Genomic DNA, 13,921 nt, shown 5'->3' with positions numbered 1-13,921 from the left:
AAGCAACATTATTCTACAGCATCGTTTGTTTTTGATAATAATAGCGTATATTTGTTGCCTATCTAACAAACATTAATTTATTAGTATCGAAAATGAAGAGACTATGTATGGCTGTCATGGCAATGTGTGTTTTGTTGTCATGCACTGAGAAAAAAGAGGAAGCCACTCTTTCTGGACTGATGAAATCTAATTTCGTATCAGAAGTACAGGGAAAACCGACTGCATTATATGTGTTGAAGAACCAGAATGGTGCAGAGGCCTGTGTGACAAACTGGGGCGGGCGCCTGGTATCGGTTATGGTTCCTGACAAGAATGGCAAAATGACGGATGTCGTCCTGGGATACGATAATATCCAACAGTATGTGGACAATCCAAACAATAACTACGGCGGGTTGATCGGTCGTTATGGAAACCGTATTGCAAATGGCAAGTTTACGCTGGATGGTGTTGAGTACCAGCTTCCGCAGAATAACAACGGACATTGCCTGCATGGTGGTCCGGAAGGTTACCATACGGTTGTTTGGGATGCCAAACAGGTAAATGACCAAAGTGTGGAATTGACGTATCTCTCCAAAGATGGTGAAGCCGGTTTCCCCGGAAATCTGAACCTGAAAGTCACATACACATTGACGAATGACAATGCCGTCGATATCAAATACGAAGCTACAACGGACAAACCGACTGTCGTGAACCTGACGAACCATAGCTATTTCAACCTTTCCGGTGTTCCGGGTTCTCAGATCTTGGATCATTCTATTATGATTGCTGCAGATACTTATGTTCCGGTTGATGAAACATTGATCCCGACCGGCACGCTTGATCCGGTAGAAGGAACTCCGATGGATTTGCGTACGTCTGTTGCCGTAGGCGCACATATCGATGATCCGTTCGATCAGTTGGTAAGAGGCAAAGGCTATGATCATAACTGGGTGTTGAATAATAATTGCGACATCAATGTGTTGGCTGCAAAGGCTGTTTCTGCAAAGAGCGGTATCGGCCTTGAAGTGTACACAAACGAGCCGGGTATCCAGTTCTATGCCGGAAACGCAATGACGAAGGATGGAGATAAAGGAAAGTTAGGTGTGATTTATCCGCATCGCGGTGCTTTGTGTCTCGAAACACAACATTATCCCGATTCTCCCAACCAGCCGAGCTTCCCAAGTGTGGTGCTGCGTCCGGGCGAAAAGTATTTCAGCGAGTGTATATATAAATTCACGGTTGAAAAGTAGGATACGTATTATTTTTAGGGAAACTTTCCGGTAATCGGAATGCTTGGAGGGGCGGCAGTAAAAGGCCGCCCTTTTTTTGTTTCCAAAAATCTTTGATTTATATCTGTTAATGTTTCTTCGTAAATAATATGGTTTGCCTTTTTTCACTATCTTTGCGATTGACATAGGATTGTCGAAGCTTTGACTTTTCGGCTGTTCTGTCGATGGATAACGTTAAGCGTTTAAGATATTATCTTTGGAACTGAAAATCGCCAACTTTCCAGTCGGACAAAGATAATAGACAACTGGACGCTCACGCTTGTTATATATACTTGTGTATATAGAATAAAGCGTGGGCTGTTGTTTATTATTTGTCCGATGGGTGTTTGGCGATACCTCAGTTTCAAAATAGTAGATTAACAGTTCCCACGCTTTTTAATTAATATAGATGCCAAACATAGGGGAGCAGGGCGGCACCATAATTTGAGTATGAGCTCAGAAGAATCGGAAAGAATTGCAATCTGTTGCGTATTATTGGATATTGTGGAAGCTATGGGCACAAGTGCCGACATAAAGGGCTGCCGACATTATCAATCGTTGAGAGATAAAACGGATATTACCGATTCTGACTTTGAAGGGGCACGCTCCGTTTCGGTATTGTCCAGTTTGGTTACTTTGAAGGGGATGCATTATAATAAAAAGATGTTGCTTGCATTGACTGTATGTGATCTTTATTCCGGACACACCCCTGTTTCTCTTAATTTAAGGATTGCATTCGAAACATTGATGAATGCAATCGAATGGCCGATATCGTTTTCCGAGATATTGACGATCAGCCGGACGGAATAACTCTATTCATGTTTGGATGATACATATAGTCTTTTCTTGTCGGATAAGTATCTTAATTACAATTAGTCAGTATGAAAAGACTCTGTGCGTCCGGGTGTAGCCGTCCCGAACATCCGGATGTAGAGAGTGGCTACATCCGGGTGTAGAAAGCCGGAAGATGGGGGTGTTTCTGAACATTTCTGCTTGCTTTCCGCTCTTTTCCTGCTTGTTTTCTGCAAAAAAGTATCTTATGTTGACGAAATAACCTTCTTACAAATGTATATTGACATGTTTCCTTCCGTGTTTGAAACAATACCGGCTATCTGTTTCAATGTCAGGGAGAGTGATACAAGTGTGACATAGGAGTGATACATGGATCAGGCATGTATCACTCTTGCTCTTATTGTTTATCAATGCTTACGAAGCAAAATGTGATAGAGTGATAGAGAATCTTGGAAAAACGATAAAAAGGAATCGGCCGTTTTTAGTCGTATTCAACATATTGCGGTCAGAATCAACAGCAATCATATAATGGGGATGGGGAAATGTCCGGATACAAAAAAAGGCTGATGAATCTGATTCACCAGCCTTTTTGTATATCCAATATAATAGTTAAAACATCCCTTTTTCCAAATCAGCAGCTTTTACGCGGAAGATGTATCCGTTGCGCGAGAAGACTAATTCACCGTCTTCTTTCTTTTTCTGGTTTACTAATCGCTGGAATGCGATATTGGCACCTTTAACTATATTCTCTTCAAATTCTCTAACTTCTTGTTCACTCATGATGCTCAAGTTTTGTATAAATATCCGAATTATATATCTCTTTTTTATCACTCCTGAAACCTTTGGCGATTACTTCCATCGGTGACATGGAGTTGTCTGCAATCATCCAATAATCACAAATGGGGATATATAGTTCAAAGAGATTGTGAATACCTGCCTCGTAACGACGGCGGATAGTACTCTCCGGAATGTTATGTCCTCCGGCGGCCACTCTCATTTTTACTCGCTCCACTGCCAGATCCGGTGTGTTCAGCCAGAAATATAACAATGTCACATAATACCCTTCCCTTTGTGCTTCCCGAATCAGGTTTGCGCCTGAACGGGTGGCCAGTGTAGTTTCCATAGCAAACGTTTCGCCTGAAGCGATTAGTTCTTTAATGCGTTTATACATAATACGACTGGCTTCAACGGCTACCGCGATACTATCAGAATTAAAAGGGGAAAGCCCCTTGGCAATCTCGTCGGAATTTACGAACTCTTTACACTTCAACATCTCTGGAAGAATTGTGAAGGAAGCTGTCGTTTTTCCTGCTCCGTTGCATCCCGATATTATGTATAGATATGGCACTACTTACTGTCTTTTGTTGGGGCAAATATAGATAATAGTTTAATATGTTGGTTAATTTTATTCTCAAAAATAGTAAAAATGTGCAGAAAATGTACGGATAACCCCTCAGTTCGTTGTAAAAACAGGCGGTTTGGTGTAATTTAATGGCTTTGTCAAATGTCTGCAGCATACCTTTATACCCATAAAAGGTCGCTCATTATACCGTCTGAGATGAAAATGCCTTTTTTCGAGAGGGTTAAAGTGTCGTTTTCACGGATAAGCAACCCTTGACGCAAATAGGTAGCTGCCTGCTGTTCGAGATAGGTTTGCTTTTCTTCTCCGAACCGCTCCCGGATATCAGCTGTCCGGATTCCCCACATTGTGCGTAGTCCGGTGATGATGAAGTCGTTGTATTTTGTGTTGATGTCCAATTCTTCTATCTCTATATCGGGAATGCCTGCCTTGATCCCTTGTAAGTAGCGGGGAAGGGAAGATATGTTCCATTGCCGGCTTTCTCCATTATAGGAATGGGCGGAAGGTCCGATGCCTATATATTTCGTGCCGGTCCAATAGGAACTGTTGTGCCGGGAAAAATAACCGGGACGGCCAAAATTGGAAATCTCGTAATGGAGATATCCGGCTTCGGTCAGCCGATTGATTAAGGTGGAGAAAAGGGTGACGCTCAAGTCTTCTTCTATAGGAGTCACTTTCCCGGCTTCCATCAATTTATATAGGGCTGTCCCTTCTTCATATATTAAGTGGTAGGCTGATATATGGGGAATTTCCAGACGGATCGCGTCATCCAGATTCTCTTGCCACTCTTCCAAGGTCTGTCCGGGCAACCCGTATATCAAGTCGATGCTTATGTTTTGGATGCCGTTTTCTTTGCAAAGCCCGACTGCGCGCAAAGCCTGTTCGCGGTCATGGCGCCGGTTCAGGAAACGGAGGTCTTTTTCTTTGAAACTTTGTACTCCCATACTGATCCGGTTGAAGGGCAGGTTGCGGAGAGAAGCGACGTATTCCGGTGTCATATCGTCAGGATTGGCTTCCAGCGTAATTTCTGTGCATGAGCTTGTGCCGAACAAGCGGTCCGCAGCCTCGAATATCCGTTCGAAGTCGGCCTGTTGAAGTTGGGAGGGCGTACCGCCTCCGAAATAAATGGTGTCAAGAGGTTCCCCTCCTATATATTCCTGACGTAATTCCATCTCCCGGATAGCTGCATCGATATACGGCTCTTTGAACTTCATATCCGTATTGGAAAAGAAGTCGCAATACAGGCATCGTTTGGCGCAAAAGGGAATATGGATATATAAACCTGCCACTTAGTTCTGCTTTTTAACGATACAAAGATAGCAACTTTTATCTCTATCTGTCTTTCTTTCCGCTCTTTATCTTTGAACTGTTAAACAACATAGTTCTCAAACACTGGATTTGAAATTGTTTTTCTCCTTTACAATCTCTAATTTGCGGTCCCGTGAATGAAAAGGGTTTTCGGGGCAATCTTTATTGTTAAACACAAATTAATACCTTGATATCATGAAAGTATACCAAACAAACGAAATTAAGAACATCTCTATCTTGGGAAGTTCGGGCTCTGGGAAAACCACTCTCGCTGAAGCGATGCTTTACGAGGGTGGAGTTATAAAACGTCGCGGAAGTGTGGAGTCTGGAAACACTGTGAGCGATTATTTCCCGGTTGAGAAGGAGTATGGTTACTCGGTATTCTCGACCGTTTTCAGTGTAGAATGGCAGGACAGAAAGTTGAATTTCATTGATTGTCCGGGTTCAGACGATTTTATCGGCGGTGCAGTTTCCGCTCTGAACGTGACAGACACGGCACTGATGGTACTGAATGCCCAGTACGGCGTGGAAGTCGGTACAATCAACCAGTTCCGGTATACAGAACAATTTCATAAGCCGGTTATCTTTGTTGTGAACCAACTGGATAACGATAAAGCTGATTATGATGGGACAATCGCCCAGCTGCGTGAACAATGGGGAGGTAAGGTTGTTCCTATTCAGTATCCGGTTTCTACGGGTTCGTCTTTCAATGCGGTTGTCGATGTGTTGAAAATGAAGATGTATCGTTGGAAACCTGAAGGTGGTGTTCCCGAAGTGTTGGAAATTCCGGCGGAAGAAATGGATAAGGCGATGGAACTTCACAAGGCATTGGTCGAATCGGCTGCCGAACATGACGATATGTTGATGGAAAAATTCTTTGAAGAAGGTACATTGAGTGAAGACGATATGCGTGCCGGTATTCGCGCCGGTCTCGTTATCCGGGGGATGTTCCCGGTATTCTGCGTATGCGCGGGCCGTGACATGTGCGTTCGTCGTACGCTTGAATTCTTAGGTAATGTCGTTCCTTGTACGGATAAGATGCCTCGCCCGGTTACGACAGAGGGTGTGGAAGTGACTCCCGACTCCAACGGACCGACCAGTTTGTTCTTCTTCAAGACGACTGTAGAGCCGCATATCGGTCAGGTTTCTTATTTTAAGGTGATATCAGGTAAGGTAAAAGAAGGTGACGATTTGTTGAATGCCGATCGTGGTTCGAAGGAGCGTATCGCGCAGTTGTTCTCTGTTGCCGGACAAACCCGTAACGCCGTGACCGAAATGGTTGCTGGAGATATCGGTGCTACCGTTAAGCTGAAGGATGTTCGTCGTGGTAACACATTGAATGGTAAGGGATGCGATTATCGTTTCGACTTTATCAAATATCCGGACCCGAAATATCGTCGTGCCGTGAAGCCGGTTAATGAAGCAGATGCTGAAAAGATGATGGAAATCTTGATGCGTATGCGTGAAGAGGATCCGACGTGGATAATCGAACAGTCCAAGGAATTGAAGCAGACGATCGTTTCCGGCCAGGGAGAATTCCATCTTCGTACGTTGAAATGGAGAATCGAGAACAATGATAAATTGCCGATCGAATTCTACGAACCGAAGATCCCGTATCGTGAAACGATCACGAAAGCAGCCCGTGCGGACTACCGCCATAAAAAACAGTCAGGTGGTGCGGGGCAGTTCGGTGAAGTTCATCTGATCGTCGAACCGTACTACGAAGGTATGCCGGCACCGGATACATATCGTTTTGGCGGACAAGAGTATAAAATCAGCGTACGTGATACGCAGACTATAGATTTGGACTGGGGTGGAAAGCTGGTGTTTGTTAACAGTATCGTTGGTGGAGCCATCGATGCCCGTTTCCTGCCGGCTATCTTGAAAGGTATTATGGCTCGTATGGAGCAGGGACCGTTGACCGGGTCGTATGCCCGTGACGTGCGCATCATCGTCTATGATGGAAAGATGCACCCGGTAGACAGTAATGAAATTTCTTTCATGCTGGCAGGCCGTAATGCTTTCAGTACCGCTTTTAAAGAAGCCGGTCCTAAGATTCTGGAACCTGTTTATGATGTAGAAGTATCGGTTCCGGCTGATTATCTGGGCGACGTGATGAGTGACCTGCAGGGACGTCGCGCCATCATTATGGGTATGAATAGTGAAAAAGGCTACGAAAAGCTATTGGCAAAAGTGCCTTTGAAAGAGATGTCTTCGTACTCGACATCTTTGAGTTCCATCACAGGTGGACGTGCTTCATTTACCATGAAGTTCTCCAGCTATGAATTGGTTCCGTCGGATGTCCAGGACAAGCTGTTAAAAGCTTACGAGGCAACTCAGGCAGAAGATTGATTTGGATTTTCTATAAATTGTATGAAGGCTGCCCCTGTGAAGGAGTGGCCTTCATTGTTTTTTCATATGGCTGTTGCAATGCCGTAATATGAAGTACGTTTTTTTGTATCGTGTTAATAGAAACAACATGAAACTGAGAAAGTATTATCCAACCATTGTCCTGTCGGACATTCACCTGGGTTCTGAACATTCCCGAACCGAAGAAGTGACGAATTTCCTTAAACATGTTAACTGTGGCCGTCTGATACTGAACGGCGATATCATCGATGGTTGGCAACTCCGGAAATCAGGTCGCCGCTGGAAACAACAACATACCGATTTCTTTAAAGTCCTGATGAAGATGATGGAAAAGCAGGGAACGGAGATTATCTATGTCCGTGGGAATCACGACGATTTTCTGGACAACCTGGTTCCGTTTACCTTTTCCAACCTCTCTATCGTGAAAGATTATATTCTGAATACGCACGGGAAGCGCTATCTGGTGACACATGGGGATATCTTCGATACGGTTACGACGAATATGCGCTGGTTGGCGATGTTGGGAGATATGGGCTATACTTTCCTGTTGTGGCTGAACCGTATATACAACCAGCGTAGAGAGAAAGCTGGAAAGCCTTACTTTTCACTTTCCCAGCATGTCAAACATAAGGTGAAAAGTGCTGTTTCTTATATCTCCGATTTCGAAAAGGAGCTGGTTAAGCTGGCGGAAGCGAAGAAACTGGACGGTATTATCTGCGGGCATATTCATCAGGCAGCTAATGTTTGGTACGGGAATATTCATTATCTGAATTCCGGTGATTGGGTGGAAAGCCTTACGGCTCTTGTCGAAAATGAACAAGGTGAATGGAATATTGTTTCTTATAATAGGGAGGGATACACGGCGGATGAAATGCTACCTTCCTGTTTACACTATGCCGAAGTGATATGAAAATATTGTTTATCATACAGGGTGAAGGCCGGGGACATCTGACTCAGGCACTTTCTCTCCGTCAGAAGCTGACGGACGAAGGCCATCAGGTGGTTGGTGTCCTGGTTGGCAAAAGTCCTGCCCGCCGTCTTCCAGATTTCTTTAGCAAGAAGATCGAAGCGCCTGTCTATCCGTTTGAAAGTCCCAACTTCCTGCCTTCCGCCCAAAATAAACAGGTCAACCTGGTCAAAAGCGTAGCTTATAATGTTTTCCGGTTGCACAAATATATGTCGAGTATCCGGTATATCAACCGGATGATAAAGGAGACAGGAGCAGATGTGGTCATAAACTTTTATGAGCTGTTGACCGGACTTACTTACCTGTTTTGCCGGCCGAAAGCTGTCATGGTCTGCATTGCGCACCAGTACTTATTCCTGCATCCGGACTTTACTTTTCCGAAAGAAAATCGTCTGTCGCTTGCTTCCTTGAAGTTCTTTACCCGCATTACGGCTATCGGAGCTGCTAAGAAGTTGGCGTTATCTTTCCGTAAGATGCGGGAGGTTCCGGCCGACGGGATCGTGGTGGTTCCTCCTCTTTTGCGTAAGGAGGTTTTAGAAATGACACCGACAAAAGGGGATTATCTGCATGGCTATTTATTGAATAGTGGATTTGGTGAAGAGATATGTTCCTGGCATAAGGTACATCCGAGTGTCGAACTGCATATCTTTTGGGATAAAAAAGAGGTGCTTCCTGAAGTTAAAGTTGATTCCCGTCTTTCTTTCCATCAATTGAATGATACACTGTTTGTCCGTTATATGGCAGGAGCGAGGGCGTATGCCACGACTGCTGGGTTCGAGTCTGTTTGTGAAGCGATGTATTTGGGTAAGCCTGTTCTGATGGTTCCGACACATATTGAACAAGCTTGTAATGCTTTTGATGCCGTTCATGCCGGGGCCGGCGTTATTGCGGATCGGTTCGATCTGGATGCTTTGTTGCAACTGTCGCAAACGCATCAGCCGGATCTTGCTTTTTCTCATTGGGTGAAGCAGGCGGATTGGTTAATCCTGCGTGAGTTCCGCCCGGACTTATTGATGGAGGAAACACCTGCTTCCCTATGGCATCGCTTGTCTACTCGTTGGATATACCGGTTTGGAAAATTGTTATCGATTTGATGGCGGTTTATTGATTCATGATTTGACAGATTTGAAACATGAAAAAAGATCTATCGGTGGGCAAACAGACAAGGCTGCGCATTGTCTGTTAATTCACCGATAGATCATCATTTTAAGGTTCAAATATTCTTATATACTATTTCAACGCCTGCTCGATATCCGCAATGATGTCATTTGCATTTTCGATGCCGACAGACAGGCGGATCAGGTCGGGAGCTACGCCTGCTTCGATCAGCTGTTCGTCCGTCAACTGGCGGTGCGTATGGCTGGCGGGGTGGAGGACGCAGGTACGGGCGTCCGCTACGTGGGTCACGATGCAGATCATCTTCAGGTTATCCATAAAGCGGATCGCATCTTCGCGGGAACCTTTCAGGCCGAAAGCGATCACGCCACAAGTCCCGTTCGGCATGTATTTTTGTGCCAGATCGTAATATTTGTTGCTCTTTAATCCGGGGAAGTTCACCCAAGCGACCTGCTCGTTTGCTTCGAGCCATTCGGCAACCTGCTGGGCGTTCTTGCAATGTTGAGGCATACGCAGGTGCAAGGTTTCGAGTCCTAAATTCAAGAGGAAGGCGTTCATCGGAGCCTGGATGGAACCTAAGTCACGCATCAACTGTGCCGTTGCCTTTGTCATATAAGCCATCTTGCCGAAAGCTTTTGTGTAGGTCAGGCCGTGATAGGATTCGTCCGGGGTTGTCAGGCCGGGGAATTTGTCGGCATGTGCATCCCAGTCGAAATTGCCGCTGTCCACAACCGCACCGCCTACGCTTGTCGCATGGCCGTCCATATACTTGGTTGTAGAATGCGTCACGATATCGGCTCCCCATTCGAACGGGCGGCAGTTGATCGGCGTAGCGAATGTGTTATCCACGATCAGAGGCACACCATGACTGTGGGCGATACGGGCAAACTTTTCGATATCGAGCACACTCATGCCCGGATTGGACAAGGTTTCGCCAAACAAAGCCTTTGTGTTCGGACGGAAAGCAGCCGATATTTCTTCTTCCGAAGCATCAGGGTCGACGAATGTCACTTCGATGCCCAATTTCTTCATTGTCACGCCGAACAGGTTGAACGTTCCACCGTAGATCGTGGACGAGCAGACCATATGATCGCCGGCCTGGCAGATGTTGAATACGGCATAGAAATTGGCTGCCTGTCCGGAAGATGTCAGCATGGCGCCTACGCCACCTTCCAAAACGGCGATCTTGGCTGCGACAGCATCGTTTGTCGGGTTTTGCAGGCGGGTATAGAAATATCCGCTCTCTTCCAGGTCGAACAGTTTGGCCATCTGTTCGCTGGTGTCATACTTGAATGTCGTGCTCTGATAGATGGGCAGGACGCGCGGTTCTCCCTTTTTCGGTTGCCAGCCTCCCTGCACGCAGAGGGTTTCCAGCTTTAATGAATTGTTCATTATGATAATGTTTTACTATGTATTTGTTATTATCCGGCAAAAATAAGGAATAGTTTGTTTGTATCACAATATCTTCTTCTGTAAAATACGGAACCAAATGAATGCGACGATCCCTTTCAGCATACTGGAAATGCTGATTGCCCACCAGACACCGGTGATGCCCAGTCCCATTGCTGTCAACCCGATCGCCATCGGGATACGAAGGCTGTTGAACGTGATGCTGATGATGGCGGGTGGGAGCGTGCGGCCCGTACCGTAAAATAATCCCTGCATTGTTATTTCCAGCATCATGAACAACATAGAGTAGCCGTCGATGCGAAGGAAAACGCCTCCTGCCTCATAAGCGGCCTTTTCGGGTATGATCAGTGAGAATACTTCGCTGCCGAAGAACACGAAAAGCAACGTACAGAAGATTCCGAACAGGGCAGTCATTTTCAGTGTCGTATGGTAAGCACCCAGGACACGTTCTTTTTTCCGGGCGGCAAAGTTTTGCGCCACGAACGTGCTTAGAGCCGTGCTGAATCCTTGCGAGGTATTCCAGGCGATCGCTTCGATCTGTCCGCCGGCTGTCATCGTCATCAGTCCGATGTGTCCGCCATAGGTGGAGGCCGTGCGTGCCATCATCAGGTTGATAACGGCAAACAGACTGTTTAGCAGTGCTACGGGAAGCCCCAACTGAAAGATTCGTCTGCTGTAGCGGCTTTTCAACCGGATGAAGAACGGGAATCCTCCGAATAGCCGGTTTTTCTTTTTCAGGTAATAGATAAAGATGGCCAGTACGGTCGCTTCCGACAACCAAGTCGCACAAGCCGCTCCGTTTGTTCCCATTCCAAACCCGAATATAAACAACGGATCGAGTACCATATTCATGATCAATCCGCTACCGCTGACGTAGAACGGGATTTTACTTAGTCCAGCCGCATTATAAATTCCGGTACAGGCGGCTGCCAAGAAAATGAACGGAAACCCGGTTGCCACGATCTTGAGATAAGATACTGCTGTGCCGGAAATTTCTGTGTCGAGCTTGAAGAAACTGATGATCGGATTTGCCAGGACGAACAACAGGAATCCCCAACAGACGGAAATCATGAGGGCGATCGTCAGGTTGTGGGAGGCAAAGGCGCGGGCATCATCTTCCTCACGGGCTCCGATGCTTTGTGCCACGCTGACTTCCGAACCCACTTTATTCAGATAGGAGATCGAAGTCGTCATCCACGTCAGGATACCGACAGCTCCGATAGCGGCTACCGCTTCGCTACCCAGACGCCCTACCCAGGCCATATCGGTGATACTGTAGGCCATTTGTATAAACGAGGTTCCCATGATGGGAAGCGCCAGGTTGAACAGTTGCTTTTTAATAGGCCCTTCTGTCAGATTTTTTGTTCCTTGCATGTTTGTTTATTTAATTCGGGGACAAAGATACGATGTTTTCCGCTGAAAAGATGTCGGCATGCAGCATGCCGGGGAGCTTTTGCCTGAAAACAGCCTCTACATGCCTCATGCCGGGATGTTTTTGTTGGAAAACAGCCTCGCATGTCTCATGCCAGCTTCTCTATAAACAAAAACAGCCTGTCGCGAGTGGCGGCAGGCTGTACGGATAAAAATTAGTATCAGAAATTGATGTTTACCCCGATCATCGCGCTGAAACTCTGCATCGGATAGCCGTAATAGAGTTCGTATTTCTGGAACAGGACGTTGTTCAGTTTCAGATACAGCCCGAAGGTGTCGTTTAGGGTGTAAGTTCCGGTCAGGTTGAGTTCGTTGATGTTTTTCATCTTTTCACCTTCCGATCTTCCTAAGAACGTCTTGCGGCCGGTTGCTAAATAATAATCCAAAGAAGCAGTTACTTGGCTGATCGGACGGACGGTGATGCCGGCTGTCAATTCCATTTCGGGTTTGCCGTAAGCATCTTCGATATCGTCGACGTTCCAACTATTGTAGACACCTTTCAGGTTGATGTCGAATAATTGCTGATAGCTATATTTCAGATTGACACCGCCGAACGCATGTTTTGCATTTGCTTGCAAAGCTCTACTGGTATTAGCAAAAATATCGCCTTGCGCACTTGGAGCAAGGAGCGTCGGAGCAAAGAAAACTTCATCACTCGTGATCTTATATCCCCCGAATACATCGAACCAGAAACCGGGAGCGATACCGCTTCTGATACCGACCGTCCCATCCAGATAGTTACGGGAAGGAAGCAGCTCCATCGTCGGGTTGATATAGCGGTTGACCTGCGAAATTTCGTACATGCTGTTTGAGTAGAGTTTGCCACCGGCAACCAGGTAAAGCTCGGTTTTATCGGCAACTTCCACGTCAGCCGTAATATTCGGGGAGGCCATAAATTTGCTGTTGTCACCGGTCACGAACATGATGTTCGCACCTAACTTCAAATTCCAATTGTCTCCCGACACTTTGTAATAAGGCGAAAGAGTTGCTTCGGCATGGTTTTCAAATTCCAGATATTCCTGTCCGCCCATTGTCGGCAGGCTGTAATTGAAGTATTCTACGTTTCCTCCTAATCCGATGCGCTGTTCACCGCCGAAACGGGCGTTCAAATCAAACTTTACGTCGAACGTATGTTCCGTAGGTCCGTCCTGCTCCTTGCTTAACGCATATTTATGGGAGAAGTTGGTATATCCAAGATCTAACAGATAGCCGACAGGAGCGTCTTCTTTCGATTCGACTCCGATCTTTGCCTGGATAGTCTGGTTTACCTGATTGGTCTCACGGTCGAAATTTTCCGGAACTAATGTTACTGATGATTCGGGACTGTAAACCGGTAGCCCATAGTAATTGAATGCGGAGTATCCGTATTTGATCCCCATGTTCAACGATAGTTTTTCAAATGCGTGTTTGAAGTTGAGTCCACCTAAGTTATCATTCAATTTGGCCTTAACCTTGTCGAAGTCCGTATCGATATATTTCACCTTCCCGTTCGTCGAACGATGGGAGAACCAGATATTCAGCTTATCCTTGTCCGTGCTCAGGATGTGGTAGCCTAAGTCGCCGTTCAGGTTCAGATACGTACCGCCGCCGAAGTTGAAATAACCGCGGCGTTTGTTGTACTGGATATCCGTCATGATATTGCCTGAAGGCAGGAGGCTGATCTCCTTCTCCGGATCGGCGGGGACGGTGAAAGTCGCGTAGTCGATCGCCTTCTTCTTGACAACCGGTCCTTTGATGACCGGCAATGTGTTCACTTTGCTGGCATCCTGTACGGTCGGGTCGTATTCGCGTTCAAGCGTCATTTCCCGGTTCAGGTTTTTTTCCTTCGTTTTGTCTTCCTGTGCGCTGACGGTTGCGACACTCCCTAACAGGGCCATCACACACAGTGCTTTGATGTTGTATATTGTCTTCATCACTTTT

General features: G+C 46.1%; 11 protein-coding genes. 5 read left to right on the top strand and 6 right to left on the bottom strand.

The window, feature by feature from the left end; translation table 11 throughout:
* The first annotated feature begins 92 nt into the window (after positions 1-92).
* Together KTG12_RS04385 and KTG12_RS04380 are read left to right on the top strand one after the other, a co-directional pair.
* A complete protein-coding gene (locus tag KTG12_RS04385) occupies positions 93-1,229 on the top strand; it encodes an aldose epimerase family protein (protein ID WP_173022984.1) in 1,137 nt (378 codons plus the stop codon).
* Positions 1,230-1,697: 468 nt separating this feature from the next.
* Positions 1,698-2,057 (top strand): hypothetical protein, encoded by a 360-nt coding sequence (locus tag KTG12_RS04380; RefSeq protein ID WP_005637239.1) that lies wholly within the window; start codon positions 1,698-1,700, stop codon positions 2,055-2,057.
* A gap of 591 nt (positions 2,058-2,648) precedes the next feature.
* Here KTG12_RS04380 and KTG12_RS04375 read toward each other — a convergent pair.
* The 3 genes from KTG12_RS04375 to hemW form a co-directional block, all read right to left on the bottom strand.
* Positions 2,649-2,819, bottom strand: coding sequence for a hypothetical protein (locus KTG12_RS04375; protein WP_005637232.1), 171 nt, complete (start codon positions 2,817-2,819; stop codon positions 2,649-2,651).
* Positions 2,812-3,387 carry a zeta toxin family protein gene (locus KTG12_RS04370; RefSeq protein WP_008154394.1) on the bottom strand — a complete coding sequence of 192 codons (576 nt, stop codon included), beginning with the start codon at positions 3,385-3,387 and terminating at the stop codon, positions 2,812-2,814. Before KTG12_RS04370 ends, KTG12_RS04375 begins: the two co-directional genes overlap by 8 nt.
* Positions 3,388-3,560: 173 nt before the next feature.
* Complete coding sequence (hemW, locus tag KTG12_RS04365) at positions 3,561-4,688, bottom strand: radical SAM family heme chaperone HemW (RefSeq protein WP_005648175.1); 1,128 nt, start codon at positions 4,686-4,688, stop codon at positions 3,561-3,563.
* Positions 4,689-4,902: 214 nt separating this feature from the next.
* Between hemW and KTG12_RS04360 the strand changes: the two genes are divergently transcribed.
* The 3 genes from KTG12_RS04360 to KTG12_RS04350 all read left to right on the top strand — a co-directional run bounded on the left by KTG12_RS04360 (position 4,903) and on the right by KTG12_RS04350 (position 9,138).
* Entirely contained in the window at positions 4,903-7,059 is a 2,157-nt protein-coding gene (locus tag KTG12_RS04360; RefSeq protein WP_022321809.1) for a translation factor GTPase family protein, read from the top strand.
* A gap of 127 nt (positions 7,060-7,186) precedes the next feature.
* Positions 7,187-7,987 carry a UDP-2,3-diacylglucosamine diphosphatase gene (locus tag KTG12_RS04355; RefSeq protein ID WP_122202841.1) on the top strand — a complete coding sequence of 267 codons (801 nt, stop codon included), beginning with the start codon at positions 7,187-7,189 and terminating at the stop codon, positions 7,985-7,987.
* Complete coding sequence (locus KTG12_RS04350) at positions 7,984-9,138, top strand: glycosyltransferase family protein (protein ID WP_155143693.1); 1,155 nt, start codon at positions 7,984-7,986, stop codon at positions 9,136-9,138. The genes KTG12_RS04355 and KTG12_RS04350 overlap by 4 nt, the downstream gene beginning before the upstream one ends.
* A 136-nt stretch (positions 9,139-9,274) precedes the next feature.
* On the opposite strand, the gene KTG12_RS04345 is transcribed toward KTG12_RS04350, so the two are convergent.
* The 3 genes from KTG12_RS04345 to KTG12_RS04335 all read right to left on the bottom strand — a co-directional run bounded on the left by KTG12_RS04345 (position 9,275) and on the right by KTG12_RS04335 (position 13,914).
* Complete coding sequence (locus tag KTG12_RS04345) at positions 9,275-10,552, bottom strand: O-acetylhomoserine aminocarboxypropyltransferase/cysteine synthase family protein (protein WP_022321811.1); 1,278 nt, start codon at positions 10,550-10,552, stop codon at positions 9,275-9,277.
* A 63-nt stretch (positions 10,553-10,615) separates the two neighbouring features.
* Positions 10,616-11,944 (bottom strand): MATE family efflux transporter, encoded by a 1,329-nt coding sequence (locus KTG12_RS04340; protein ID WP_022321812.1) that lies wholly within the window; start codon positions 11,942-11,944, stop codon positions 10,616-10,618.
* Positions 11,945-12,162: 218 nt separating this feature from the next.
* On the bottom strand, positions 12,163-13,914 hold the full coding sequence (locus tag KTG12_RS04335) for a hypothetical protein (protein WP_022321813.1): 1,752 nt from the start codon (positions 13,912-13,914) through the stop codon (positions 12,163-12,165).
* Positions 13,915-13,921 lie beyond the last annotated feature (7 nt).

Origin of the sequence: Parabacteroides sp. MSK.9.14 (genome assembly GCF_019041495.1) — a bacterium.
GTDB lineage: Bacteria > Bacteroidota > Bacteroidia > Bacteroidales > Tannerellaceae > Parabacteroides > Parabacteroides merdae.
Note: the sequence above shows the minus strand (reverse complement) of the source record. Positions and strands in the feature narration are given on the sequence as shown.